The 25,281-nt window shown below is 52.0% G+C and carries 27 protein-coding genes; 23 read left to right on the top strand and 4 right to left on the bottom strand.

Going from position 1 to position 25,281, the window contains the following annotated elements; all coding sequences use genetic code 11:
* Nucleotides 1-52: 52 nt before the first annotated feature.
* From ASC85_RS22225 to ASC85_RS22125, 21 genes are all read left to right on the top strand, one after another.
* On the top strand, nt 53-394 hold the full coding sequence (locus ASC85_RS22225; RefSeq protein WP_057451359.1) for a hypothetical protein: 342 nt from the start codon (nt 53-55) through the stop codon (nt 392-394).
* 91 nt (nt 395-485) lie between these two features.
* Nucleotides 486-830 (top strand): hypothetical protein, encoded by a 345-nt coding sequence (locus ASC85_RS22220; RefSeq protein ID WP_057451358.1) that lies wholly within the window; start codon nt 486-488, stop codon nt 828-830.
* Nucleotides 831-832: 2 nt separating this feature from the next.
* Nucleotides 833-1,243 carry a hypothetical protein gene (locus ASC85_RS22215; RefSeq protein WP_057451357.1) on the top strand — a complete coding sequence of 137 codons (411 nt, stop codon included), beginning with the start codon at nt 833-835 and terminating at the stop codon, nt 1,241-1,243.
* Between the two features lies 1 nt (nt 1,244).
* The gene (locus ASC85_RS22210) at nt 1,245-1,628 is read left to right on the top strand and encodes a hypothetical protein (RefSeq protein WP_057451356.1); all 384 of its coding nucleotides are present in this window, start codon (nt 1,245-1,247) and stop codon (nt 1,626-1,628) included.
* Between the two features lie 2 nt (nt 1,629-1,630).
* Nucleotides 1,631-2,266 (top strand): hypothetical protein, encoded by a 636-nt coding sequence (locus tag ASC85_RS22205; protein ID WP_057451355.1) that lies wholly within the window; start codon nt 1,631-1,633, stop codon nt 2,264-2,266.
* 2 nt (nt 2,267-2,268) lie between these two features.
* On the top strand, nt 2,269-3,060 hold the full coding sequence (locus ASC85_RS22200) for a hypothetical protein (protein WP_057451354.1): 792 nt from the start codon (nt 2,269-2,271) through the stop codon (nt 3,058-3,060).
* On the top strand, nt 3,057-4,619 hold the full coding sequence (locus ASC85_RS22195; RefSeq protein ID WP_057451353.1) for a hypothetical protein: 1,563 nt from the start codon (nt 3,057-3,059) through the stop codon (nt 4,617-4,619). Before ASC85_RS22200 ends, ASC85_RS22195 begins: the two co-directional genes overlap by 4 nt.
* An 11-nt stretch (nt 4,620-4,630) precedes the next feature.
* Nucleotides 4,631-4,951 carry a TraV family lipoprotein gene (locus ASC85_RS22190; RefSeq protein ID WP_057451352.1) on the top strand — a complete coding sequence of 107 codons (321 nt, stop codon included), beginning with the start codon at nt 4,631-4,633 and terminating at the stop codon, nt 4,949-4,951.
* Nucleotides 4,939-5,439 (top strand): hypothetical protein, encoded by a 501-nt coding sequence (locus ASC85_RS22185; RefSeq protein WP_057451351.1) that lies wholly within the window; start codon nt 4,939-4,941, stop codon nt 5,437-5,439. Before ASC85_RS22190 ends, ASC85_RS22185 begins: the two co-directional genes overlap by 13 nt.
* Nucleotides 5,436-8,324 (top strand): VirB4 family type IV secretion system protein, encoded by a 2,889-nt coding sequence (locus tag ASC85_RS22180; RefSeq protein WP_057451350.1) that lies wholly within the window; start codon nt 5,436-5,438, stop codon nt 8,322-8,324. The genes ASC85_RS22185 and ASC85_RS22180 overlap by 4 nt, the downstream gene beginning before the upstream one ends.
* Nucleotides 8,305-8,691 carry a hypothetical protein gene (locus ASC85_RS31515; RefSeq protein WP_082534437.1) on the top strand — a complete coding sequence of 129 codons (387 nt, stop codon included), beginning with the start codon at nt 8,305-8,307 and terminating at the stop codon, nt 8,689-8,691. The genes ASC85_RS22180 and ASC85_RS31515 overlap by 20 nt, the downstream gene beginning before the upstream one ends.
* Nucleotides 8,684-10,045 (top strand): hypothetical protein, encoded by a 1,362-nt coding sequence (locus tag ASC85_RS22170; protein WP_057451348.1) that lies wholly within the window; start codon nt 8,684-8,686, stop codon nt 10,043-10,045. Before ASC85_RS31515 ends, ASC85_RS22170 begins: the two co-directional genes overlap by 8 nt.
* On the top strand, nt 10,026-10,685 hold the full coding sequence (locus tag ASC85_RS22165; RefSeq protein WP_057451347.1) for a hypothetical protein: 660 nt from the start codon (nt 10,026-10,028) through the stop codon (nt 10,683-10,685). The genes ASC85_RS22170 and ASC85_RS22165 overlap by 20 nt, the downstream gene beginning before the upstream one ends.
* Nucleotides 10,682-11,383, top strand: coding sequence for a hypothetical protein (locus tag ASC85_RS22160; RefSeq protein ID WP_234831345.1), 702 nt, complete (start codon nt 10,682-10,684; stop codon nt 11,381-11,383). Before ASC85_RS22165 ends, ASC85_RS22160 begins: the two co-directional genes overlap by 4 nt.
* A complete protein-coding gene (locus ASC85_RS22155) occupies nt 11,355-12,164 on the top strand; it encodes a hypothetical protein (protein ID WP_156395686.1) in 810 nt (269 codons plus the stop codon). The genes ASC85_RS22160 and ASC85_RS22155 overlap by 29 nt, the downstream gene beginning before the upstream one ends.
* Nucleotides 12,165-12,175: 11 nt before the next feature.
* The gene (locus tag ASC85_RS22150) at nt 12,176-13,051 is read left to right on the top strand and encodes a TlpA family protein disulfide reductase (RefSeq protein ID WP_057451345.1); all 876 of its coding nucleotides are present in this window, start codon (nt 12,176-12,178) and stop codon (nt 13,049-13,051) included.
* Between the two features lie 10 nt (nt 13,052-13,061).
* Entirely contained in the window at nt 13,062-14,441 is a 1,380-nt protein-coding gene (locus ASC85_RS22145; protein ID WP_101165694.1) for a hypothetical protein, read from the top strand.
* A gap of 10 nt (nt 14,442-14,451) precedes the next feature.
* Nucleotides 14,452-16,497, top strand: coding sequence for a hypothetical protein (locus ASC85_RS32265; protein WP_057451343.1), 2,046 nt, complete (start codon nt 14,452-14,454; stop codon nt 16,495-16,497).
* An 82-nt stretch (nt 16,498-16,579) separates the two neighbouring features.
* A complete protein-coding gene (locus tag ASC85_RS22135) occupies nt 16,580-17,485 on the top strand; it encodes a hypothetical protein (RefSeq protein ID WP_057451342.1) in 906 nt (301 codons plus the stop codon).
* Nucleotides 17,482-17,997 carry a hypothetical protein gene (locus ASC85_RS22130; protein WP_057451341.1) on the top strand — a complete coding sequence of 172 codons (516 nt, stop codon included), beginning with the start codon at nt 17,482-17,484 and terminating at the stop codon, nt 17,995-17,997. The genes ASC85_RS22135 and ASC85_RS22130 overlap by 4 nt, the downstream gene beginning before the upstream one ends.
* A complete protein-coding gene (locus ASC85_RS22125) occupies nt 17,994-18,443 on the top strand; it encodes a hypothetical protein (protein ID WP_057451340.1) in 450 nt (149 codons plus the stop codon). Before ASC85_RS22130 ends, ASC85_RS22125 begins: the two co-directional genes overlap by 4 nt.
* 313 nt (nt 18,444-18,756) lie before the next feature.
* Here ASC85_RS22125 and ASC85_RS22120 read toward each other — a convergent pair whose 3' ends face one another.
* The 4 genes from ASC85_RS22120 to ASC85_RS22105 all read right to left on the bottom strand — a co-directional run bounded on the left by ASC85_RS22120 (nt 18,757) and on the right by ASC85_RS22105 (nt 22,817).
* Nucleotides 18,757-19,341, bottom strand: a complete 585-nt coding sequence (locus ASC85_RS22120; RefSeq protein ID WP_057451339.1) for a hypothetical protein — start codon at nt 19,339-19,341, stop codon at nt 18,757-18,759.
* A complete protein-coding gene (locus tag ASC85_RS22115; protein WP_057451338.1) occupies nt 19,338-20,369 on the bottom strand; it encodes a ParM/StbA family protein in 1,032 nt (343 codons plus the stop codon). The genes ASC85_RS22120 and ASC85_RS22115 overlap by 4 nt, the downstream gene beginning before the upstream one ends.
* 10 nt (nt 20,370-20,379) lie before the next feature.
* Entirely contained in the window at nt 20,380-21,432 is a 1,053-nt protein-coding gene (locus ASC85_RS22110; protein WP_156395685.1) for a hypothetical protein, read from the bottom strand.
* 1,070 nt (nt 21,433-22,502) lie between these two features.
* A complete protein-coding gene (locus ASC85_RS22105) occupies nt 22,503-22,817 on the bottom strand; it encodes a hypothetical protein (protein WP_156395684.1) in 315 nt (104 codons plus the stop codon).
* 438 nt (nt 22,818-23,255) lie between these two features.
* Here ASC85_RS22105 and ASC85_RS22100 point away from each other — a divergent pair, with 438 nt between their 5' ends.
* Both ASC85_RS22100 and ASC85_RS22095 read left to right on the top strand, forming a co-directional pair.
* Nucleotides 23,256-23,879 carry a hypothetical protein gene (locus tag ASC85_RS22100; RefSeq protein WP_101165679.1) on the top strand — a complete coding sequence of 208 codons (624 nt, stop codon included), beginning with the start codon at nt 23,256-23,258 and terminating at the stop codon, nt 23,877-23,879.
* 7 nt (nt 23,880-23,886) lie between these two features.
* Nucleotides 23,887-25,251 carry a hypothetical protein gene (locus ASC85_RS22095; protein WP_057451334.1) on the top strand — a complete coding sequence of 455 codons (1,365 nt, stop codon included), beginning with the start codon at nt 23,887-23,889 and terminating at the stop codon, nt 25,249-25,251.
* Nucleotides 25,252-25,281 lie beyond the last annotated feature (30 nt).

The raw sequence follows: 25,281 nt of genomic DNA, 5'->3' as shown, positions 1-25,281 counted from the left end.
CAAGCATTAACGACGGACAAATATCCGCGCATGCGCGGGTAATGAGGTGTGCATGGCAAGCTGGATCGACAACTATCGCGAGTGGAACTACGACTTAGGCCCAGTCTTTAACTGGCTGATGGATACCATCGATTACCAAGCCGCGAGGCATGGCCCCATTGCCTATGGGGTAGCAATCTTGGTGGTTATCCTGATTTTTTTGGCCTTCCCTCCTACAAGAGGCATGACCAAGGCAGTGTGCTCATCTGTCTTCAAAAACGTCATGACCTACATCCAACTGGTGGCATCGCTCGTTACTGTTCACCTACTCGGTTTCTTGGCGAAAATGTCCCTCACTCTGTTTCACAAGGCTCGCATCTGGGTGATCGAGACTTACCGTAGAGCCCGTGAGTAAGCACGAGAAAATTATTTTTAGCAGTACGCGTATTTAGCCCTCAAAAAGGGGCCATCGCCTTTGCACTGTGAATATGCAAAGGAGATATTTTATGCGCGCCCTCCCTCTCTGTATTGCTGCAATCGTTGCAGCCCTATTCACCGGATCAGCACTGGCTGCTGATCCGTACCTTATCGATCAGCGCGACCCTGAGTATCAGAAGTCATTTGAGCACCTAGCTCGGGCCTCTCAGGCGCTTTCAGCTGCAAGAAAGGAACTCGAACAAGCCCAGGCGGCTTACCAGCTTCCCGGACTGAACCTGCGCCAGATGTTGGAACAGTTAAGGCCGATGGAAGACACCATGACGGTGTTACTCACCCCAGAAAAGAAGCGTATGGCTCACCAGACCTTGGTGCCTGATGGCCTCTTTTTCACCCCTATCCAATCTGGAGAATAACCTTGGTCATCGCCAACGTTTTGCCTCGTTACGGAACGCTTCAGCATCAACGCCTCGGCATGATGCTGATTGCATTGTTCGCACTATCGCTCTTGATGCTGATGCCCGATATGGCTTTTGCAGCATTCGACGGCACAGCCAAACCAAGTTCACAAGTTGGCACCAACTTGGATAGCTCGGCCCGAGCGTGGTGGAAGTTCCTATCAACACCTTTGTTCTGGGTTTCGATGATTTGGTTGGCCGTGTGCGTCTTGGCTTTCAGCGGACGCGGATGGCAGGTTCCATTGATCCTCGCTTGCATCTTCTTGTTCGGTGAGTTGGTTGTTGACGGCTTTAAGTCCTGGATGGGCGGCAGCAGCTCGGGAACCACTACCGCCATGCTTACTAGCGGCGTAGCAGGGATGTTTACCTGATATGGAACTAAGAGTCACACAAGAGAGCGACACCTTCGTATATGCGACTTCGCCACTGCGACTTGCGGGTCTCGAACCCGAGGACTACCTCATTGCAGGTTTTCCAATTGCAGTGATGAAAACGATGGGGCTAAACCCAATCCTCAGTTTGGTCTGTGCCGGCTTCTTGTTGTGGCTCTACAAAAAGATGACAGCAGGAAAGCCACCGGGTTTTCTCTCGGTGGCTGTCGCTACTGGCTTAGGGAATGCCATTAAAAACCCTGCGATTAAACGAATCCAGCCACTGTATCGGTTACTACATTGGGCAGTGAAGAAGATTAACAATATTTGGGTTACCAGTGGGCTTCTGCCACTCCCAAGTTACTGCCATAAATACGAGCGCTAACAATGCAGAAACCAACCAGATACGGCCCACCGCTCAAAATGTTCAACATCCTCGGCGCATCAGAATTGCGTCAGAGTCGAATCATGGTAGTTCTGCTGTTCGTTATCGCAGCAGCCGCCCTTATTATCTCGTTTCTTGTCTTTCAAATTGTAGAGTTGAACCGCGCCAACACTCGTTTGAGTGAAGACCGTGTGATGTATGGCTATCCAAATGCGGAAGGCGTATTTGTGAGTGAAAAAGCCATACCGCGACGACACATCGAAGGATTCGTTACATGGTTTATCCAGAACTACTACAACTTTACACCTGACTCAGCCGAGGAAAACGCTTCCGAAGCTCTGCGGCTCATGACCCCCTCTTTGCGTATTAAGCAAGAGCAGCCGTTAAAGACATTGGCGCGCCAATCTATCGAGCAGGAAATCACGCAAGTATTCGCGCCGGATTCGAAGTATCGAATCGAATACAAACCCGGCATGGGCTACATCGTGTCGTTCAAAGGCCAGCGAGTTCGAGCGACGATCAACAAGGTTTTTAGCACTCGCAAATATGACGTGAAGATCCTTATCAAACCAGTAAAACCGTCCGCTCACTATGACTGGGCGCTGGTAGTTGATGACTTCATCGTGCAGGAGATTTGAGTTTGAAAAAGACATTTCTAGCTGCCCTGGTTGCAGCAGCTATCAGCATGCCAGCGATGGCGAAGGACGAGTGCAACCGCTCGGCGCGTACTGTTGTTTATGATGGTAAACCAGTAGACGTGTTCATCAGCAACGACACTCAACGGGCCTTTGTGACCTTTCCCGAACCCTATCTCGAAGGGATTTTGGTAGAGGTTCCAGAGGGTATGAATTTTTACAGAACCCCGATCAACAACCGAATCTCATTTCTCGCAGATGACCCTATTTACACAGGGATGGTGACCGTTGACGGCGGCACCAAAAAGTCTTATCAGCTGCGACTGATTACTCGCCCCGGCTGCGCTGACAGCGAGGTGACCATTCAGAGCGAGCCACTTGCGGATCGAAGCCTCGCGGCCACTGTGAATGGGAAAAAGAAGGGGCTGATGAACTACTTGTTCGACGGCAAACTTCCAAGCGGATATCGGCAGGCCGATTTTTCAGCCATGTCCAAAGCAGAGCGCGTCGTATTCCGTCAAGGCTCAGTCGAGTTCGTATTGCAGAGCCAATACATCGGGCCTAAATATATCGGGACAACTTATGAAGTAATAAACAAAGGCCGAACTGCCACCAAAGTGGCAATTGACCAAATGGACTACAGCAATCCAGCAGTCCGAGAGACACTTGGCCTCGCTAGACAAGTTTCTATGATCCCAACATCGCGCATTTTGGGGCCTGCTCCCGAATTCCTGACTGAGGTGTACGCCGATAGTCATCGCGGGCTTCTGTTTATCGTCTCGGAGAAACAGAAATGAGCGATGACAAGAAAGAACAAGCACTCAACAAAAAGAACTTGCTAATCGCCGGGGGTGTATTGGCATTAGGTCTCGGCGCAACTATTTTCGGTGGAAAGCCGACAACAGTGCAGCCAGTTGATGTGGGTGCTAAACCAATCGAAGTTGGCACAGATCAGATCAACGATATCAGCGTCAAAGACCGTGACGCTGCCTTGACCGTTTTTGCGAAAAGCATGGAATCTTTTGAACAGAAACTGGCTCTGCAAGAACGAGATTTTAATCAACGAGACGAAACACTCAGGAAAGAGTGGAAGGACAGCAACAACACCCTCAAGGCGCAGGTCGCAACTCTTTCCGACGAAATCGTAAATCTTCGCTCTAACGGTATTGAAGCAACATACCAGAACGCTAATAAAAACGATAAGAAGGTGTTGCAGTCACCACCAAGCCTGCCTGACAACATGCCTGACTTGAGCATGGACGGAGGGTTGAACTTCGATAAGTTGAATTTCAACATGAGCGCGCCTAAGCCACAACAAGACATAGGCAGCAGTCAGGCACCAGTAGGTAACCCATACGGGCCGAACTATTTCATTCTAAAACCTACGAACATCGGAACCACTGTCTCGAAGAAAAGCGGTGGAGACTCGCTCAATGCAAGCGAGCAGGACTTGTTCAATTCAATGAGCACCCCTGCCCCGCAAAATGGCAACTACAACAACCCAAATGCTGATCGGGGACAGGCGTCCACGACAGCCGCCGCTCCACCTCGACCTCAGCAGTACGACAACGCAGCAGAGGCATACGCTGCCCAAGCTGAGAGCAATAAGAACCCGACCGGGCAGACCTACAACGGCACGAAAATGGAGCGGATCACCATTCCGGCATTTTCCTTTGTTGAGGTCACGACCCTCCATGGTGTGGCCTGCCCAATTGGCGCTAACTCCCCTGGGGCTAAGCAAACTGAGATCCCAGCACGGCCAGTTGTGTTGCCTGTTCGAGGCATTTTCCGTGGCCCAAACGGGTCATCAGTGGACGTAGGCTCAATTCACCTCATGGCCCTGTGTTCAGGGCGCCGAACTTCAAGCAGTAGCGCAGGCAGGGCGAATATTCGCGTTGAGCAAATGAGCTACTGGGACGAAGCCGGCGACTCACAAATGGCAGCGAGCACTGGTTACATCGTAGACACGCGAGACAACGAGCAAGATGTGTACGGTCGCCTTGATAAGGCATCAGGTAGAACCCTGGCGCTTGAGTCCATGGCAGCTGCGGGCGCGGCATTCGCAGCCGCTCTCTCCCAGGCTGAATACACAACACAAAACAGCTTGGACTCCAATGGCGCTTCTTCTGTGCAACAACTGACTGGCAGTGCAACAAAGTCCGCCACCACCCAGGGCATCGCTGCAATTTTTAACAAAATCGCTGGCCGATTTGAGCAAGAGGCCAACGCTGCTATTGACACCGTGGTGGTCGAGCCGGGCATCCGGTTGCGGTTTGTGACTGACCAACCCATTCATGTTTTTAAGCCTGCCGAAGCGTTCGACCTAGATGCCGGTAAAGGCGACGTACTGCTGTGAGGAATTCAGGAATGAAAAAGCCACTATTCGCGATTGCCCTCCTGACAATGCTGTCGGCCTGTTCTTCTGAGCCGACCTTTCACAATCAGGCGTCCATGGATGAGATTTACGACACAGTTCATGAAACCGCGCAGCGCGAGACGGTCAGCCTCCTGCGTCAGGGTTTGAGAGCAAGACCAGAGTTGGGAAGCTCTGACCCCTACTATCCAATCCGACAGCCAGATGTAGTAGCGCCGGTATGGGTTGTTCCCTATGCAGATAAAAAGACCGGCATCAAACACGGCGGCAACTGGGACTACATCGTTATCGAGGAAGCGCAATGGGCAGACTAATTGTGTCTCTAGCCTTCTGCGCAGCTGCGACTGCCTTGAATGCCCAGGAGCTGAACGGTGTTCCTCAAGGTATACCCCAGGAACAGATGGATGCGATCCGTGAATTTCACACCAAGCAGATTTTGGGAAGTAGCCAGAACCTTACTCACCTGCAACCTGATGTAGCGCTCTACCGAAAGCTGTTCGAGCGCCGCGAGAACCTTGTAGATCGCCAAAAAATCCCTGAACTCGACCCAGTGCCGATGGCCCAGGTGTTCAAAGTACGCGACCTGACGGTTGGTCAACTCGCAATGGTTGCGGCTGCGGCCAGCGGTTATGACGCCGTGTTCGATCCACAGGTAAATCAACAGCAAATCGTGAAGATCAATTCCCGCCCCAACTCGTTGGTTGACCTCGCTGAGTACCTGACACGCGTTACAGATGCGCAATTCACCGTGTACCAAGAAAGTCGGGCGCTGGTGGCATTGCCCAAAGGAGCCGCGCAATGAGCGAGACGACACAACGCGACGAATTGCACATGTTCGATACCGACTTGCAGGCCTTAGCCCGTCGTGGATACCAGGGCGGCATGCCCATCGAACTACTCAGCGATGCGTATTTATTCGAAGAGGACGGTTGTTACTTCCATACCGTAGATGGACGCTTCGCCAAGATTTGGCGCATCCAAGGCGCTTCTGGCGCCATGCTTAACAATGATCAGCTACATGGTGTCTGCGACGCATTCGGCGAAGCTCTCAACAAATACCCATATGGCAGTTGCGGCCAGTTCGTTCGTCATACTCATCGTGACATCCGGGGAGTGATGGGGCACTACGCTGACAATCTGGATCAAGACCTAGGAGAATTTGAGCACGCACTTGCCGATTCGATCATCGAGAGGCAATACGGCGCTGCGACAGCGCCGAACGGCTTCTTCGCAAAACTCACTCCCGCGACTCTTGAGAAGATGCGCGAAGCTGCCTTGGCTGACTTGGATAATGAAGAATCCGACGATGTACGAGCTAACGTCTCAACTGCAATCCACCGTGAAATCAATGAAGGTCGCTACCCGTATGTGACCTCGTTCTACTTGATTTTCATGTGGGAACCCCAGTACATGTTTGGCAAGTTTATCGACAAGACGTGGAAGACCGTCATGGCGTCGGTAGGCTTGGCAGATGCTGATGTATTAGCTTTCGACGCCTATCACAAGCACTCTGATCAATTCGGGCTACTGTGCAACGGCATTGCACAGGCACTTGCAGCGCAAGAGTTCATGCCCGAGGAGCTGAACGGTCAAGGCTACATCAACTGGCAGTACCAATTGATGAACCCTGTGCGTTACTACAACATCGAGCCGCCAGTATATCGTCCCGATATGCCGATCTATGAGTGCTTGAAAGACCCATCACTGACACCGGGTCACCAAGCACTCAACACCGCACCAATGTTCAGTTCAGTGGTTCCGAGTGAGAACGGCTGGAAGATAAAAGACGGCGGCCATGATTACCACGTTCGCGCAACCTCCGTCGTCGGAAAACCGCCGAAATCCGGGCCGGGCATGATTCAGAGGGCCATGCGTGGTATTGAGAGTGAATCTCTTATCACTCTCAATTGGTATGTGCCCAGCAAGGCAAAGGTCTTGGCCCGACTTGCTGCTCGCGGTCGCCTAATAGCATCCAAAAAAGGTATGCGTATTGGCGACAAACTTACTCTACAGCAACAAGAAGAAGACCTAGATGCGGTATATGAAAAGGTCTCGGCAGAAAACGTTGTGGGCAGAGAGCAATTCTTTGATACCTCTATTCATATTTGCCTGATGGGTTTCGACGCGAAAAGGCTCGATAGCCAATGTGATCAGTTGGAATCTTTGCTATGGCGAATCGGTAAGGCGGAAAAGGATCGCGGTGATGCAGTTATACGCTCATCTTTGCCATTAAACTACGTTGAGAAAAGCCGCTCACTACTCCGTCGCGATACTCCACATCTGACGAAAAGCCTTTCTCACATGTGCCCTATTTTCATGGAGTATCAAGGTGTGCCTGATCCAGGCATTGTAATGAACAATAGGTCTGGGCAACCTATATACTTGGATCTTTTTGGAAGTTTAGTTGTCACCGGGCACTCTTTGATAGTGGGTACTACCGGCAGCGGAAAAAGTTTCGCATTTAACAACATACTCATGGGTACGCGTGTTAAATACAGGCCCAAGGTTTGGATTATCGATAAAGGTGACAGTTACGAATCACTATGTATTGTTTTGGGCGGCAACTATATTCGATTGGCAACAGAGCCATTTCTTGAGCCTGTAACTGGTCGAACCATATACCCAATTTGCATCAATCCTTTCTCGCTGAGCAAAGACGAGGAAGGTAACAATGCGATGCCTAACAACGCTGACCTGATGTTCATTGCCAACCTTTTGATGATGGCAATGACGACGGGGAACGGTGATTCGAACGCAGTAGTACACGCAAAAACCTTACCCTTGCTGTACAACGCACTCTTTGAGTTTTTCAGCGAGTGGGTTGAAACTAAACCTCATGATGAGCCGATCATGAGTGATTTCATTCCTAAGCTACAAGCGACGAACTTTACAGACCTTGAGGGTGCGAACCTAGCCGAACTGTTATATCTGTTCTATGGCAACGGCCCATACGCGGCAATCTTTGACGGTAAGTTACAAGTAGACTGGGACAATGATTTCACCGTTCTTGAAACCCAGCGCATGGCTAAATCTGACGCTCTCGGCATCGTAACGTTGGCCTTGTTCCGTCAAATCGACATGTACTGTAAATATGTTCTTCCTAAACCAAGGAAGAAACTGATTGCGGTCGATGAAGCATGGGCAACGCTTTCCTCGCCAACAGCAGCCGCTGCTCTGGCGGGCTTCTACCGTGAAATGCGTAAATACAACGCCGGCTGCCTGCTCATTAGTCAGACCGTAAACGACTTTGTTCGGATTCTGAAAGCCGAGGCAAAGGGGTCTGGTGATAACCAGGAAGGGATTCTGGAGAACACTAGTCACTACTTCTTCTTGGCGTGTTCCGAGTCAGACTACAAAATTGCACAGGAGCATTTGAGTTTCAGCGACGAGGAAGTGCTTCTCTGGCGCTCACTAGCCTCCTTGCCTCCGCTTTATTCGGAGGTCTTCTACCGCATGCGTACTACGCAGGGTCTGTACTACTCCGGTGTGTTCCGACTCTTTGCTAGTTCAGTTTCGCTGTGGATTGCATCTTCCAGCCCTGATGACTACGCGCTTCGCGAAACCAAAACTCAAGAGATTATGCAGTCTCAAGACGTTGACGAAAAATTGGCACGCCAGCGAGCCATTGTTCAACTCGCTAAAGAATACCCATACGGAGCCAGGTTCCATGTTCAAGAAGCTGCTTAACATTGCATTTGTTTTACCTGTATTGCTGGCTTCCGGCTGTTCTTCGAACTATGAACCTCGCGAAAGCATTGTCGATGAGCAGAAAGCTAAACAGCAGGTAAAAATCTCCGCCCCTCAAACAGTACAAGAACGGCGCGCCTACGAAAAAGGCGTGCAAGACGTACTTGTTGATATGAAAGGAAAGATGCGGGCGCGGGATCGTTTTACTTGGGAAGCTCCAATCATTCAGTGCGGAGTTCAAATCCCTGGGCGTGTCGTCAACGGCATGCTCGTACCTAGCCATGAAGAATGCGTACAGATTGCCCCTGGACGTTTTATCGAAGAAGCGCCGACCTATCTGCCGGCTTTAGGAGCAAGCAATGACTGATACATCCTCACCTTTGAAAGCCCTCGGCGCGAAACTCAAAGCGGGCCTGAAAACCGTCCAGAACGCCAATGAGCAGGCGAAGGCGCGGGCAGAAGGGCGTCCTTTGCAGGGCGACGAGAATGCCGCTGTAGATGATCTGGCAGACAACGGTGGCACGAACGCGCCAAAGAATGATGAGCGCCTTTCCGCAGTTGACGATCAGGATTTGGAAGACGGCATTATCATCGAAGGCGAGGCTCAGCCAGCGAAACCAAAACGCAAAGGACTGAACACAAAGCAGAAGTTGCTAGTTCTCGGAGCCATGGCCATCGCGGCTGTATGGGTCATGAAGAATAAGGACTCGATGCCACTCTCCCCTCCAACCGCACAAACCGAGGTTACCCAAGGTTCGACTTCTGCTGGCGAGAGTACGGTAGACAGCCCCGCATTTGATTTTGGCAAAGAGCCAGAGCCAGATGCACCGATAGAAGTTGCTGCGTCCGGGGCAGCTAAAACGCTGGGTTTCGGAACTGATGAAGCGCCAACTCGCGATCCTGCGAACTCCCCATTGGGCTCAGAAGCGGTGACTGCTGACCTCAATGAGCAGTTTGCGAGTGCTCCAGTGGAAACGACTCAAACCCTCGATCCATTCAGCGGAGAGGTGAAGACCACACCTGCATCCCCTCCTGACTTACCTGCAAAGCAGTCAACAAACGTACCAGCACCAACTACGCCTAATCTGGCAAAACCGCAGCACTCCACCGATGCGTCTGCTGAGCTTGCACTCATCGGGGCCGATGCGACGAGCCCATTTTCTGGGGGTGATAGTAACTCCACCGAGTTGAGTGGAACGAAAACTCAAAACCCGGATAGTAAAGCTGGCGTACTGCAAGATCAGGGCGCGAAAGCTGAAGTGGCCAACCTCAAAGCGAAGATCGCCGAGAAGGATGGCCGGATTGGAACGCTGGAATCACAGGTGAGCAAGCTCAACAATGACCTTGCCGCAGCTAAAGCTTCGAAAGACCACCAAGGTCAGTCGAAAGCCGCGGCTAGCAAATCGCCTCCGAAGAAAGCTGCTCAACCGGCACACACCCCGCAGCGTTCGCCCTCAACGAAACGCGTAGCAACCGCACAAAAGGTCGTGGCCCGTCCGCAAGTATGCGTGACTGCCGTAGCCCAGGCGGCTCGAAACTGCACCACCTGTGTACCGCATGCTTTCATCACCCACCGGGGAAGTGAAACTATGGTTGGCCAAGGTGACTTCATCGAGGGGCTGCGCGTGAATATCGTTGGGGACAGGCTTGATCTACAGAACGCCGAAGGCGTCGTAGTTCACAAGTTCTGGAGTTCTCCAAATGGCTGTTCAGCAGGCTAAACGCACACTGACAATCTCTCCCACGCAGAAGGATCTTCTCCTGCTTGAGAATTGCTTCGCAGCCATCAACAAGGAACGGTTTAACAACCGGCTCACGGTCAAAGCGCGCTGGGACTATCCCAGCGCTGTTGAGCCACGCGACCCCTCCGAAGAACTCAAGCTTTTACCACCTGAAGAGCAGTCTCAGGTGGCCAAAGCGATTCAGGCCTACGCAGAAAAGGACTTCCAATCAGCTAAGGAATTGCTACAGCCCTTTTGTCACTATGAACTGAGGCACATCAACGGTCTCTACACCAGTGCAATCCGGCACCTCAAAGAACCAATCTGGTTCAATACATCCCAAACTATCTGGAAGGCAGATCCCGAGGCTGTTGCTCCAGCTGTTGCCAGCATCGAAATCAAGAACGATGTTGAAGAAATTCTTGTACATCCCGCCCTGTCGAGCATCGGGTATAAAGCCCCCCGCTATGTATTGGCCTATGTGATTTATCACGAAGGCCTCCACAAGATTTTAGGAACGAAACACTACAATCCCCATCCCCCCCTTTTCAGGAGGATGGAAGCTTGCGCACCTCGGCGTGATTGCGCAGTGGCGTGGCTCAGGAAACACCGCTTCTCGACAATTGAGGATTTGGTGTGATCAGGGTTTTGATCGCCGGGCTCGCACTCGTCGCCGCACCTGCGTTCGCTCAACCATATGACGCGATGATAGACGCAGCAGCACGCAGGCATGGCGTTGATCCAATCGTTATGCGGTCTGTTGTTCAGAAAGAAACCCAAAGGCAACCATGGGCGTTTAATTGCGATGGCGAGGGGTTCTACTTCGAAAGCAAGGAACGCGCGATTTTGGCGTTATGGCAAATCAGCCGCAATGCATGGTTGGTCAAAATCGGAGTTTCCAAGGATGAAACACTGCGGCAGTTTTTCCCTTCCGAAGCTCACGCCTGGGCATTTCTCAAGGCCTACAGAGCAGCACAACAACGTGCTGGTGCCAGTAGCGTGGTTCTCAGAACCGATGATGGAAGATCAGTCGCTGTAGGCGAAGCCCGTGTTCGACAACTATGGGTCGTTAATACCGACATAGGCATCGCACAAGTCAACTATCGGTTCCATGGAGTGAGCCGCGCCCGAGTTCAGCAGTGGTTCGATCCTGCTTACAACCTCGACTATGCAGCCTCCTTGATTGCATCCCACAAACGAGCGGGCCGCTCAGACATAGAGGCAGCAGGGGATTATCACTCAAAGACCCCCAAAGCCCGTGCTGCGTACATGAAGAAGTTACTCCCTATTTATGAGAGAGAGAGAGCCCGTGCGTTTTCTGCATTTGCTTCTAATTAGCGCAGTGCTATTGACCAGCTCTGCCTATGCATCTGACAAGCCACTACTCACCCAATCGGATCAACTGAAACAGGGTCTGGTAGCGCTGCGCAGTGGCGACAAATCTAAGGCGTGGGAGTTGATGTTCCCGCTCGCTCAAGGTGGTGACGTTCAGTCGATGTTCTACCTCGGCGAAATGATGCTCCGCTCACCTGAGTATGGAGACAACCTGGAGCGGGCAGTCAAGTTCTTCTCGGTGGCAGCAGCGAAGGGGCATGCCGGCGCTAAGCAGCAACTCGAACGCGTGAAGAAACTGATAGACCAGCAAGCGAACAATGGCGTGCCAACTATCGCTGGCACTAGCGGTCTTCCAACGCAGGCAGACATAGCTAAGGCGAATGCCCAATTGGCCCAGTACAAAGCCGAGGTACTTCGCTATACGGACAACATGGTTGATTTGCCACAGATACCGAGGATCGAGGTCATGGTTTTTATAGCTAAGCCTGACGCTACAGCAGAAAGCTTGTATCGCATGACTCAGGGACTAGAAGACCAATTCGGCGCCAAGATTAAAACTCAGTTTTTTGTCGTCATTAATCCTGCGGATTGGAAGCCTGACGGCCCACCAATTGGCGGCACGAATCTACCACCCAAAGGCTTCACCCCAGACTTCAAGGGTCAACTCGCTGCCCAACATGGGGTGAAAAAACTGCCCTCCGTTGTAGTGCTGCCCCCTAGCGGGCAAGCGAAGGTAGTAAACGACCTCTCTTCCCTTTCTTCCCTTATCTCCACTCTGTTATGAGCGAGGCATCCGTGAACTCAAAAATCAAACTCTGCTTGGCCTTTGTCGCCGGGGGCGTGCTGTTCAACACGCCATGGGCACTTTCTAACAACCCCGCCACCGAGGACGTGTTGTCGCGTGCTATTGCCGGCGCGATGCAGCAGGCCGCTGACTATCAGCAGCAAAAGGAAGATGCAGAGCTTGCAAAGCTGCCGAACATCATGGACTGCCAGAACATGCAGTGGATGAAGAACTGCACGGAAATCAACAAACAGGCCAAGAAACATCCAAACGCACCACTACGGGTTACCAACGCCGCAGGGCTTGAATTCAATTTCGTGCCCGGCACTCCATCCGCAATGATCAGACTCCAGCTTGAGCAAACCCCAGAAGCTGCTATGGCTGCTCTCAAGTTCCAAGACTCCGCATGGGGGGAGTACAAGAAGTCGGCCAGTCTTTACAAAAATGCTCTGTGGGAAGCTGGGCCACTGAAAAATTTGATTGGCCTGGACAAAGCGAAACAAATCTTCGACAGCCCAAAGGCTGTTAACACCAAGGCCATTGCAATCTCTGTGTTCGTTCAAAGCATGTGCGGCGCGTGCGATGTACAACTCGGGACAATGCAAAAGCTCAAAGAGCGTTATCCAGACCTCAAGATCACAATTTTTCAAGTGGATGAAAACGCGGAAGGCTTCAAAGCCAAAGTTACCGACCGTGGCCTGACTGGACGGATGCTCAACCCCCTTGAGGCAAGCAACGCGCTCAAGTCTGGGGTAGAAAAGTGGCCATCTGTATGGATCGACAACGTACCCATGAAACAGCGCCAGAAGCTGTTGGGTGTTCGAACCATCACACAAATTGAAGAAAGCCTGCAAGGCATCACCCACGTCATCAGCGCTAAGAAGTGAGACGGCATTAATGAAACTCAAGCAAATAGTTCTGTCATTGTCTTTGGCACTGACTTGCGTTGTTGGTTCTGCACAAAGCTCTGCCGCCACCAATGCCAATGTCAGCGATCCTTACGCTGATAACCAGGCGAATTCGCCCTGGACAATGAGCATGGAGAATGTCCAAACCTTCGGTGGTCGGGTCGTTCGCGGCGCGTCAACTCTCACTGACGGCGCGAAGCTGGACAGTTACACCCCTTATTTTCCTGATAAAACGACCGCACTCAGCGGGTACAGCTCCGGCAAGGTAAGCGTCGGTTGTGACGGCATCAACCTTGGCGGGGTCATCGACGGCCAGTTGGCACAATACGCCCAGATGGTCGAGCAATTCATTCAACAAGCACCTGCGCTGGCCATCATGTTCCTCGCGTACTCACAGCCAACTGTCAAAGCTGTGATCGACGAACTAAATGGCGTCAGCCAATTCGGCCTTGACCTCACCAACCTTAGTTGCTCGGGTGTACGAGCAATTGCTGATAAAGCGGCGGAGGAAAAAGCACAGGCAATGGCTGAGGCACGCTGCACCGCCGACGCTGGGTTTAAAGATCCCGAGTGTATGTCCGACGATGGTCTCTTGAGCAGCGTAACGAAAGTGATGAAGGACACTAAAAACACAGTGTCTCAACGGGCGGATCAGTACCTTGGCAAGGTAAGCAGCGCGACGGGTGGGCTTGTCTCGTTTACTGGAGTGGGCAGCGGATCTGGTTCCGGTTCTACAGGTTCTACTGGTAGCGGGGCCGGCGCTGCAAACAACGGCGTGCGCACCAAAGCGTGCAACAACGTAAAAGGCAAAGGGTTGCGAACGATGATCCTTGCATCCAGTGGTACTCCATGCGAGGTAATCGAGAACTATGCAGAGTTGCTGCCTGACTACCAAATCAGCGACGAAGGCCAGAGTGGCGTCATTCCTCGGACTCTGACGCTCCGCAAGCTGGCTTCCGACTTGGTTGTTAGCCACGAAGGTTGGATCAATGAAGTGGCTGGCGCAGACGAAGCCGACTTTGTGAAAACCGACGGTTTCAAAGCAATCTACAACCGCACGAGTATTGCGATTTCGGTCGCCCAGCACCGCAAGATGAACCTGCTGATGAAGACCAACCCTGCTCAGGGACTGTCGATGATCCGCAGCCTTGCACAGCTCATCGCGCTCAAAGACCTGAACTTCATCGTCAGCAACCTTGAAGTGGCAGTTCTCACCGGCATCCAGAACCAATCAGATGATCAGGTACTGCCCGAGCTTCGTAAGCAACAGTATGTCCACGCCATCGAATCTCTAAAGGCCGAACTTTCGACCCTGACGGAAGAGGTAAACATGGACTTGAAGCGAAACGAAATCCTCAAAACCACCTGAGTAGACGGATATGGATTCGAGTTTTGTTGAGTGGATGTACCTCAAGTCCATCGTTGGTAACTTTGAGGGGCTTATTCAATACTATTTCGGCACCATGGCCTACCTCGCCCCCTGGCTGAGGCAGGCCGGGGTTGGCGTGCTGTATTCGCTCGGTTTGGCCTGGGCAGCCTTCTGCATGATCAAGGCGCCGGTAGACCGTTTGCTTACTGCAATTAGTGTTTTTGGCATGGTGTTTCTAGCTGGCTTCCTGCTGAGCCCCACGACTGAAACGAAAAACCTTGGTAGTGCTTCCGGCACTGAACTGAGCGTCGGTGCTTATTACTCGTACTTCCTCGCTGGGTCGATGACTCAGGTATTTCAGGATGTGGTCAACGCCAGCTGGAAAGCTTCTATCAATGAAGCAAACGGTGGCGGAGGCCCTACCCAAGATGCTATTGCGATGGCATTCAACGATAAAGCAGCCAAGTTCGCTGAGAAGTTTCTAAAAAGTGAGGGAAAAGAAGCAGTAAAGGACTATTTGCAAAAGTGCGGCTCAGAGGCATTGAAACAAGCTAAAACGCCTAAAGAAAAGACGATGCTGAAAAGCATCGGCTTAGGCGCCAATACTCTGGGCATGGCTGCGAGTGAAACAACCACCTTGAGCCAATACACATCTAAAGCTGCAAACCGTAATACGGATTGGGGTACAGCTGTAATGATGGGTAGCGACATGTATGGAGGCATGGCGCTATACGAAGCCTCAGTAATAGAAGCAAAACAAGTAGAGTCGCAGCGGACTGAGGGCGAGCAATTCCTAAAAGACTTGCCACCATCGAACAGCACCATCGATGGCAAAAAGGGGTATCGCATCCCTACCACGGCATACATGAAAGCCTCTCTTTCGGATACCGGCAGCGCATCGACTTCGAACAGTGATAGCTTCAAAAAGCTTTCGTCATCAAGTGGACCGTATAAGGAAATGACAGCTCCTGGAGCCGCATCTACAACAGCTGGCGCAGAAGAGGATTATGTTTTTTATCCAAAGAACTGTTATGACCTCTATAAGGTCGCTTCCGAAACCATGAGCAGTTTGCGAGAGGGCTCAAGAGGCGTTCCAGGGTATGAAAATCTGGATCTGACCGGTGCTTTTACTTCCCTTTCGACCTCTAACAAGGTTCGTCGTGGCATCAATGATGAGATCACGGAAGAACTAAAGGATATGGGTATCGACAAAACAGTTGACGCGTCTTTGATGGAGTCACTAGGCGATTCAATTTACGATGCATCAACAAAGGTGAGTAACGTATTCGACAAATGGATGCTGGAGTATGGCATACCCATTACCATATCAACGATGGCGATGATTGTAGCTATCCTGCTCATCACTTTCCCTGTTTTCGCTCTGGTTTCAGTAATGTTCGGGCCAAAGGTTCTGGTCTCGTATTCCAAACTTATGGCATTCCCGTTCCTTGTTGTTTTTATCAACAACTTACTTCTCGCCGTGAGCGCAAACCTTATTTCTTTCAATAAGGCCTACACGGTCATAACTGAAACTATGAACCCAGGGGGTGTTGACCTTTCCTCATCAATGAGTGCGATGAGCGCAGAAACCATCATTTACGCATCTATTTGCGTATGTGAGATTGCAATCGCAAAGTTCATCCTTTGGGATGATGTTCGTGCAGTCACCAGCTTCAACCCTGCATCTGCCGGCCATTCAGCAGCGGGTCGAGGTGCAAGCATGATCGGCTCAGCAATCTCACTTGCGACTGGAATTTTCGGTCGCGGGGCTAAGATGGCCAAAGCCGCAGAGGGCGCGAAAGCAGCTAAAGGCATGAGCAATGCAATCTCCAGCATCAGCCGGCAGGTCACTCAAATTGCCAATGGTGGAAATCGATCGCAGAACCAGTCCACGCCCCCGAGAGGTACAGGAGGTGGCGGCGGTGGTGGCGGTGGTGGCGGTGGTGGCGGTAACGGTGGTGGCAACGGTGGCAACGGTGGCAATCCTGGATCAGGTGGTGGCCCGGTAGGTGGAAGCAAGTCCTTAAACCCCCCGCCAACTCAACCCACAACATAAATCAACGACAAGGCCCGGATTCCGGGCCTTTTTTATTGATTCGAGCAGGGAAGCCGTTATAAAGAACGCATTGGAGGAAACCATGAAAATCACTGCTATCACTGCTGTACTCATCGCTTGCGCATTAGCCACCGGCTGTCGCGAGGAACCGTCAAAGAACGCTGCGGGTCTCAGCGAGGCTACCTACAAGCCATCGAACGTCAACGTTCTCCCCATGACATTTCCAGGTCGTGAGAGCACGGTCTTCAAATCGTTTGGGACGTTCAAGGAGAAAGAGCACCCGCAGCCATACAGACAGCCCAACACATGGATGGTGTACATGGCCGCACCCGGCTGGACAAAGGGAGGGAAACCTATCGTAGATCGGCTTGCCACTGATGCTGTCGCCATCGAGCGTGTGAAGCAGTTCATTTACTCCAACCACCTACACGACCAAGTGCGGGTAGCTTGGCTCCAGTATGATCCCAACCCGAGCGCCGCCTTTGTTGAAGACCTCGATAAAGTCCCTGATAACTTCATACCGCTTTTCCTGAAACCACACGGCCCACAGGTTGACCTGTACATTTACTCGCCGGCAACTCGCCACGGTAATGGCTCCAAATCCTTGCGCTACGACGCTTGGCTCAAGCCCTACTTGCCTTTCGCAAAAAAGGCCGGGGGCGATTACATGGCCAGCAACGACTTCCAACGCGCTCAAGGATTCGATGATCCCGATGGTAAATATTGGGATAGCTGGGCTCGCCACTGGTTCATCGTTAGCCCGGATGGCAAGGTTGTGGACGCCTACTTTTCAAACCTAGGCAGCTACTACATCCAGGGTGCAGACAAGCCGATCAATTCGTTGATCCATCATTTGAAGCTTGACGCTGACAGCCTTGAAATACCCAAGATCGTCACAGCGAAGTATGAGTCCTTCTACACGCCACCCTATTGGGATTTGCTAGACAAGAACGCACGCGACACGCTGGGCGTAGGAGCAAAGCAGTGATTAATTTCAGCTATTGTCTCGACGCTGAGGGCAACCTCGTAAGGATCAGCATCGGCGAACACGCCAAAGCATTGATCCCAGGAGGGGTCGAACTGATAACGACTGCTGCCGATCTTGAGTATCCTTTGCCTTGGACAAAATCTGTCGCTGACGCTGTGAATGAAATTCGATTTGTACCCTACCCACAGGTGATCGGGACTGTCGCAGCAGCGGTACACGAGACGCGAAAACTGCCTGAATCTCCTTTCTTATTCGTACCACCCGCCACAGGAGAAGCACCTGAGCAGGATGTGATGGATTTGATTGCTCTGTATGACGACCTCCCAGCTGATGCCAAGGGGCGCGGTGAAATTGAAGCCGCGCTCGCAGAGGTTGGAATTCAACAAATTCCACTTCTCAAGCGCTTTGTCCCAGAAATGTACGAGGGCAAGGTGAAATCTGTGCCCTCAGCAATCGTTCGCCAGGGATGGATTTCTCACACCAAAATCTACCGCAAGGCGCAAGTGCGATGAGTCTGGATCACACTGACCACGAAAACGACTTGTTCTATCAGCCGGAGGATCGGTACTGGGATGGTCATGACAAATTGGGTTTCGAATCTGATCACATGATTGATGAATGGCCATTGCCGGCAAATCTATTCGTGCGGCGCATGGCGTTGATGAATACAGCTGACAAAGGCCTGCACAACCTTGCCATTGGGGATTTCCTACAGATTGTTGGAACACTGCTGGAGCAGGATCAACACTCAGTCTATCGCTTTTTGGTCGTACCAATGACGCGTGATGCAAGCACGCTTTCGTTAACCATGATAGGCAAGGTCTCAGCAGCCCTTCCCCCATTACGGGCCGATAACATTGGCTCGTTGCCGATGGCTTTCGCTTGGATGGCGAAGCAGAGCAGCAGTTTCGAAGTCTCTTGCGCTGCCGACGGCAATTACTGGATTCATCGGCCATGATCAAAACTCAGGACGCGTATTCTCTCGCCATCGAACTGAACAGAGTAGCCTCAGCTATGCCCGGTCGCAGAACCTGTTACCTACTCTGTCCCAGCGCAATGACTGCAATTTTGCAATGCGATGTTGGTGATGTTCCACTGATGACCGGACACGGTTCAGCAACAGAACTTGGCCGTCTCATTCACACCTACCATCAATGGGGCCAACCTATTCGACTGGGCATCGTGCTAGCGGATGACGGTCTACATTTTTGGGTCGAAAACGAGCGCGAACTGTAGGGTAAAGCGCCCCTTGCAGGGGCGCTCAAAGAGGATCAAAGGCCGGTATCTAATTCACTTAAAGGATCAGATTGCGGTACTGGAGTATCTTGATCCTTATTCTCATGGGCCTTCGCCCCTACAGGGCTCATTGGCTGCCCACCTACTGCCTCCCCTGACCCTGATCGCGGTAAAGCCGGTGTCTCAGGATCGTGCGGTTCAGATGCTGATGGGAAGGCTGGGGCCGTTTCGGTATCGACAACACGCGGAGCCGGTACGAAAGAGTCCCAGTACAAACGCTCCATCAGTTTCGGATCAGCCTCGGCGACCTGAACGTAGCTGTTCATGAGATTCACGATGACCATCGTCCGCGACCCATAAGGTAAGCCGCAATAAAAGGCGAACATCAATGGCGATGACTCCTTATCGATCAAGATGGACACCTTCCGGCCCTTCGCATTGCCACCGTCAGGCTGCTGATCGAACAGAGCAAGGCTTGGCTTGTAACTCGGCATGATGCCTTCGCAGAGTTTGAGCAGCAATTTGTTCACAAATAGCCTGCTGTACCGCTCGTAAAAGCCTAGCAACGCATCGTGGCGACCCTCAAATAACTCTGCCTTGATTTGGACTGAATCTTTCATTGGTCAATCTTCGGCAGGATTTGGGTTTTCGCGAATCGGAAAAAGCCTCGGACAATGCTCAGCTCTGGCGTGGAAGCTTTGTAAAGCGGGCAGTTAATGTACTGCTTGAAAACTTCAATGCCGAGCACAGTGGCTCCGCCCCCAGCGAGGATTATGCCGGTCAGAAAATCAGTCGAGCCCCACACCTTCTCAATGCAACGAGGAAGAACATCCTTCGCGAACTCGTTCCTGGCCGGCAAGCTGATGGCTTTCATGTCGAGCTTTTGTCCCCGCCAAGGGATATAGCCATCGCGAATCCACTGGTCTACGGTGTGTTCGGTGGTCTGCTTGTCCAAGGTGAATTCTTTCGGTATCACCCCGGTTTTCGTCCCTTCCGGCTTTGCCTTCAATGTGGTGAAGATTGCCCTATGGATATCGGACACGCCCTTGGATTCGCCATGGCGTTGGTCAGAGACTCGGCCATTGTTGAATTGGCCAATGTCAGTTGTGCCTTGGCCAATATCTACGATGCCCCACTTGCCCTTGATAACCGTGTCGAGAGGGATGCGCTCACCCTTCTCATTCTCCAACTCGTCATCAAACCATGGGCCTGCCCACTGAGGGACTACCTTCACAGCCCTTACCTGATAACCCTCCCCCTTGGCCCATTTTCTGATGTTTTCTTCGAACGTTTTGACCTCCTGGTCATAAAATTCTGTTGGCAGTCCAGTTACGATTATTGGTGTCTTTATGTCGCATTCTTTGAGCGCCTTGAGTAGCAGGACTCGGATCATGTCGGACGAATAGAATGATGAGTCTGTGCTACGCGACTGCGCACCCGCATCCCGGCAGCTTTCACCTACAAGGAAACTCCTGCCGTCTTTGGTGGTGAACACCTCTTTCGCGACTCCCATTCCCAAGCCGCTCGTGTCTTTGTAACTTGCGACCAGGGACGCAAAGCTGCCTTTCTTGCCATTACCGGCAATGTACGAAGTCGTACCGTTGCCTAAATCAAGAGCGATCAGTGCCTGTTCGTTTGCTGTTGTCATGGTTTCCCCTTCATGGAAGTAGTGCTTGCAGCTGCGTCCTGATTTGGTTCCAGGGCTGCATAACGGCTACGAGATTTTCTTGAGCTGAGAAGATTTCCTTAATAGACCTACCGAAATAGCAGGCCTTGATCACCTCTTTGGTGATCCACTCCGACTCTTTACGAGGACGGAGCGCGTTCAATGCATTGGATACGTCCGATGGTTCAGGATCACGGCCAAGCTGGCGTTTGAGTTCCTGGGCGATACGCTTTCGTTTCAGTGATTTTTTGAAGTCAGTCATTACGTTGTAGCGTCGATGTTTCGTCGCACGGTTGATACTGGTGACAACCTTTAACGCAGGATTTGAAGGCCCGAGCAAATCGTAATCATCGAGTGTGTAGGTGCAACGGATCGACCTGTACCTCACCGCTCCCATCGTTGAATTGAACTCAAACATCGCCTCATCAAGGGCGTCGGATAGCATTTCGAATTCTGCAAAAGCATCCTCTATGAGAGGTAAGCAGCGTAATCCATAGGTGCTCAACCCCTCAAACCAACGCGGCAACACTGCCCCTCTACCAAGAGACTGAGGGAACTCAGCTCCCAGAAATTTTAGGCCGGCGATTCTATCGTTGAGCCTGTTCAATTTTTGGAATGCCACGGCGTGCTGCTTGGCATCAACGCTACCGAAGAATGGCTGTAGCAACTTCATGAGGTCTTGCTGATTGAGCTTGCAAAGATCAGTTCGCATGGCGTCACACCGCAGAGCGATACCTAAGCAACCGTATCGCTTTTCCCCTGAATGAATGTCGTAAACCAGACGGTATTTCACATCTTCTTTCAGAGTAGGGAACCCACGCATCATCGGCTCCAAGTGGACGAGCACCGATGCAGCGTGCTCATCCAGCTTTTGCAGCCAGTCCAGCAGCTGAGTTTTGGTGGTTTTGATTCGGCCTCGCGCAGCTTCAAGCTGAGCGACATATACGCCCTTCTCGTATGCGGGCGGCACAGGCTTGGGGCTCATTGGCGGTACACGTTCCTGATCGACATACCAGATTGTCGCGGGAACCAGTTCTCGATTCATCCCAACTTGATGCTTTTACTCAAAGCCTCATAGGATGTGCAGACAGCACCAATATGTCTCTTTTTTGGCTTTTCTTGGCCGATTCTGTGGCGCACCGACGAATAGTGAAGATTTGCGTCGGCATAGCACTGCCATTCCCTTAAGCACCTTTCGCAAACCTTCATCCGAACAACCCTACGCATGTACGGCTCCTAGAGATTCCATAGAAACACTTCGCCACATACTTGGGCCGCCACGCACCGCCGCCGAGGCGACTCCGGCAAAACCCCATGCCACCGACATAACTCTTGCGGAAACTCATAGGATTCCACATCCCACCAGTGAGCGACCGCACCTGGACTCAGGATGCATACGGATTGCGTTAGCGGGGAGTTACCAAACACAGAGTGGACGTTTGCGCGTCTACAGCAGGCGCCCTTCAATCCTCGGGATTCCTAGGCACGCTGTGGCTTTCATTGGGAATCCCTTTCTTGCTGTCTCTAAGCGCTTGCCACCAGTTGCGCACCAGTGAGCCTCAGATCGCTTGCCAGCCGCAAAGGATTTCTCAAGTCGAGGACACGATTTCCGAGTTGAAAAAATGCCATCCAGTCAGCGCCGCTTCTGCTGCTACTGACCTGGGCAAACTCCCCTTGGACGACAAGCGGAGATTCCCCCCATTGCCGAGCAATTCACCACCTCATGCGCACCCTGGCCTAGCCGGTCTGAGACTGCAATTCACAGTGCTCGGCAAAAAATGACCAGATATTCGAGATAAATCACACCAGATTAATAATTGGCTAAGGTGTTTCATTTCGCTGCCGTGTGCCTTTCTTTTTGGCTGGCGCTTGGAGACCAAATAAGCGATCTAAACCCTACCGATAAGAATATAGGCAAAGAATTAATGTATAACCTGACTGGCGCTCGGAGACCGCAATTTATGACCAGATTTCTGAGCTAAATAGCCGTCTAATGTAATTATTGAAATCGCACCTTCTTTTCTCTTTGCATTCGCTCCACGAACTACCTCGAATCGCATTTCTTTAAGCACAAAAAAACCGGCACATGGCCGGCTCTTTTGTCACTGTCTGGGCTCAGAACTCAATCCCTTCACCCGCTGCTTTGCCGTTCTGGCTCTCGTACAACTCTATGAGCATCTTCACCACCTGCTCCGAGGCCTTCATACCTTTATTCCCAGCTCGCACTACAGCTAAAGCGTCGAAGCCTTCGTCACAGATGCACACCACATCCTTGAGGGTCTTTTTTGGCGTTTCGCTCCAAATGCACGAGATAGCTGGTCTCCCGTGATGGATTTCTTTGACGTAAGCGTGAAGGCGCCCTTCAACTTTTTGAGCGAACGCCTCCAGGGCTGTGCTGAGGGCAGGTACGGGTTGGGTTTGTGTATTCATGTCTAACGCCTTGGGCTCATTCATCAGTCACATCTTTATAACGGCTGCGTCCCCTCACTACACACCTCCACCGCATTTTTCACAGCATGGCCACGGTTCCCTGTAAGGGGGGGTACGTGTAACTGCATCCAGTTGAGTTGCATGGAAGTCCCCAAATCCCAAGAATCAATCCCGAGCTGAACGCATTCGCGTCGGCGGGGCATAGACCCCACACACAGATTGAACAGAAGGGGGGAGCGGCTGCTGTCGTTCCAATCGACGGATGCTTGTAGGAGGCACGCCGTGGGATACCGTACAACGTGGTTGGCTGAGCTGACTGATACAGAGCTACGAAACCTTGACCCTTGGCAGATTTTAACTGCTGAGTCAGCCCGTGGATTTCTGATAATGGCAGCCAGGGACGCACTCCGTGCGTACAGGAATTTTGGCCTAGCCAAGATGGACAACGAAGAGTTGCTGCATGAGGTGTACCCCATGCTGCACGACGCGCTGCCCGGAATTCTTGACAACTGCGTCGCTGCAACAGCGCCTGAAAATCGGGATCGTTTCATCTATGGCAGCCTGCGCCGCTTGATCCGCTGCCGACTGGCTGATCAGGTTTTTGGAAGTATCGCCCCGACTGACCTTCTCTACATCGATTACGTTGATCGCAATATCGAAGAGGTGGACGACTCTCACATGCTGGTGTCGCACTCGTTGATGCACCCGTTTCTGGCCGACGTGAACGCCTACCTCGAATCCCACCCGAATTACCAACCACAGTTCCTTTCGGAGTCTCAGTTCGTTCCCGAGGAACAGGTTCAGCTTATACACCGCATGATCGAAATGTTCCGTCACCACCTAACCAGCCGTGAGGTTGATGTGCTTCGGAACCTCCTACTGAATTACCAAGATCGTTCGATGGTGGCGCTGGAGATCGGCACGACTCCCAAGCTGATTACCCGGTATCGCCAGAGCATCCAGAAAAAGATGAAGGCTGTGCTGAATGAGCTTGGGTGGTCGGCAGCTGAACTCACTGCCCTTTTGGGCAAGCAAGCACATCGCGACGATTCGGCAGCTTGAGGCGTAAATGTCAGATTTCTCCCCATCAGAATTCCTGCGTAAAGAGGTGTACCCACGACTGGATGCTGTGGAGGCCAATTTGCTCAATGGCCTCGATCCCAAGCCGAAGACAAACAGCGGCTCCTACCCGCTGACCTGTCCTGCTTGCAAGGCCAAAGAAGGGTTCTATTACCCCACCAGCGCGTTTATCAATTGCCCCCGGAAGAATGAGTGCGGCAAGACCACTAGCGTGTGGGATGCCATGCTTGCGTGCGGATATACCCAGTCCGAAATTTTTTCGATCCTCTGTGAAGCGGCAAACGTGGAACCTCCCAAAAGGAATCAGCCGAATACCCCTGCCGCAGCATCGAACAATGATGTTCGGATAGGTAAAGCGGTTTGGCTAATCACCCAGAAGCTCGCATCCGAGAACCCGTCGGCTCTCAAGCAATTCCAAGCTGATCGTGGTTACACGAACGAGCAAATGGCGGCGATGCGCCTTGGTTACTACACAACGCCGGAAGATTTGATCGCACGCTTGAAGCCCTATGGCTACACGCTCAATGATGCTGCGGAACGCGGTTATGTCGAACTGGACGATAACGGAACTGTTATCCCTGGATTAGCCGGCAGGGTAATCGGATATTGGCCCCACCCTGACGGTGATGACCGACTCTGGGGTCGTATCCCCGTCGGTGCGGGTGATCGAAAGGTTAAGAAGTATAAATTCGCGGCGAAGCTTAAAAAGGATATCCCCTACCTGTACAACCAGCGCAAGCAAGGCGTGCTGGTTTGTGTCGAAGGCACAATGGACGCTTGGGCCTTACAACTTTCGGATATTTGGGGCTGCGCTGTGGGTGGGGCGCAGATCAATACAGCGCAAGCCCTCCACTTTCAACAGCGTGGAATAAGCGAAGTTGCCCACATGGTTGATGGTGACAACGCTGGCTGGAACGGAGCACTGCTCTCCATCAAGAACTGTGAAACCCTCAACATCGTCACCAGCATCATTCCGCTTGGCGCTGGTATGGATGATGCGGATGCGCTCTTGCGTGCCGGCAAATCTGAAACGTTAAAAGCTCAAGTTGCCAAGCGCATGAACGCTGGCCGCTATCTCGCGCTAATGCTCAGAGCCCAGTATCAAGTGGCCGCACCAGACTTACAGGCAATCAACCGTATTCACGCTACCGCCGACTGCCTTACTCCAACCTCAAAGATCGTCTTTGACGAGTTGGCCGCAAGGTTTGGCATCCGGCCCGATCTACGCCTGGAGGCCGGTCGGCTCTTAGGCGAGTTGTTGCGTGCCGGGCTCAATCTGAATGAAGCCATTGGAAACGTCACACGTCGTACTGGCTACACCATCACCATCGAGAAGGAGGTTCAGCATGGCTGAATCCGCACCATCGCGTAGTGGCCCATTTCG

The sequence above is a fragment of the Pseudomonas sp. Root401 genome, assembly GCF_001425105.1.
Classification (GTDB): Bacteria; Pseudomonadota; Gammaproteobacteria; order Pseudomonadales; family Pseudomonadaceae; genus Aquipseudomonas; species Aquipseudomonas brassicacearum.
Note: the sequence above shows the minus strand (reverse complement) of the source record. Positions and strands in the feature narration are given on the sequence as shown.

Bases quoted from the DNA above. Each gene is read 5' to 3' on its own strand.
- ASC85_RS22225 (WP_057451359.1), top strand. From the start codon at position 53: ATGGCAAGCTGGATCGACAACTATCGCGAGTGGAACTACGACTTAGGC.
- ASC85_RS22220 (WP_057451358.1), top strand. From the start codon at position 486: ATGCGCGCCCTCCCTCTCTGTATTGCTGCAATCGTTGCAGCCCTATTC.
- ASC85_RS22210 (WP_057451356.1), top strand. From the start codon at position 1,245: ATGGAACTAAGAGTCACACAAGAGAGCGACACCTTCGTATATGCGACT.
- ASC85_RS22205 (WP_057451355.1), top strand. From the start codon at position 1,631: ATGCAGAAACCAACCAGATACGGCCCACCGCTCAAAATGTTCAACATC.
- ASC85_RS22195 (WP_057451353.1), top strand. From the start codon at position 3,057: ATGAGCGATGACAAGAAAGAACAAGCACTCAACAAAAAGAACTTGCTA.
- ASC85_RS22190 (WP_057451352.1), top strand. From the start codon at position 4,631: ATGAAAAAGCCACTATTCGCGATTGCCCTCCTGACAATGCTGTCGGCC.
- ASC85_RS22185 (WP_057451351.1), top strand. From the start codon at position 4,939: ATGGGCAGACTAATTGTGTCTCTAGCCTTCTGCGCAGCTGCGACTGCC.
- ASC85_RS22180 (WP_057451350.1), top strand. From the start codon at position 5,436: ATGAGCGAGACGACACAACGCGACGAATTGCACATGTTCGATACCGAC.
- ASC85_RS31515 (WP_082534437.1), top strand. From the start codon at position 8,305: ATGTTCAAGAAGCTGCTTAACATTGCATTTGTTTTACCTGTATTGCTG.
- ASC85_RS22170 (WP_057451348.1), top strand. From the start codon at position 8,684: ATGACTGATACATCCTCACCTTTGAAAGCCCTCGGCGCGAAACTCAAA.
- ASC85_RS22165 (WP_057451347.1), top strand. From the start codon at position 10,026: ATGGCTGTTCAGCAGGCTAAACGCACACTGACAATCTCTCCCACGCAG.
- ASC85_RS22145 (WP_101165694.1), top strand. From the start codon at position 13,062: ATGAAACTCAAGCAAATAGTTCTGTCATTGTCTTTGGCACTGACTTGC.
- ASC85_RS32265 (WP_057451343.1), top strand. From the start codon at position 14,452: ATGGATTCGAGTTTTGTTGAGTGGATGTACCTCAAGTCCATCGTTGGT.
- ASC85_RS22135 (WP_057451342.1), top strand. From the start codon at position 16,580: ATGAAAATCACTGCTATCACTGCTGTACTCATCGCTTGCGCATTAGCC.
- ASC85_RS22125 (WP_057451340.1), top strand. From the start codon at position 17,994: ATGAGTCTGGATCACACTGACCACGAAAACGACTTGTTCTATCAGCCG.
- ASC85_RS22120 (WP_057451339.1), bottom strand. From the start codon at position 19,341: ATGAAAGATTCAGTCCAAATCAAGGCAGAGTTATTTGAGGGTCGCCAC.
- ASC85_RS22115 (WP_057451338.1), bottom strand. From the start codon at position 20,369: ATGACAACAGCAAACGAACAGGCACTGATCGCTCTTGATTTAGGCAAC.
- ASC85_RS22110 (WP_156395685.1), bottom strand. From the start codon at position 21,432: ATGAATCGAGAACTGGTTCCCGCGACAATCTGGTATGTCGATCAGGAA.
- ASC85_RS22105 (WP_156395684.1), bottom strand. From the start codon at position 22,817: ATGAATACACAAACCCAACCCGTACCTGCCCTCAGCACAGCCCTGGAG.
- ASC85_RS22100 (WP_101165679.1), top strand. From the start codon at position 23,256: ATGGACAACGAAGAGTTGCTGCATGAGGTGTACCCCATGCTGCACGAC.
- ASC85_RS22095 (WP_057451334.1), top strand. From the start codon at position 23,887: ATGTCAGATTTCTCCCCATCAGAATTCCTGCGTAAAGAGGTGTACCCA.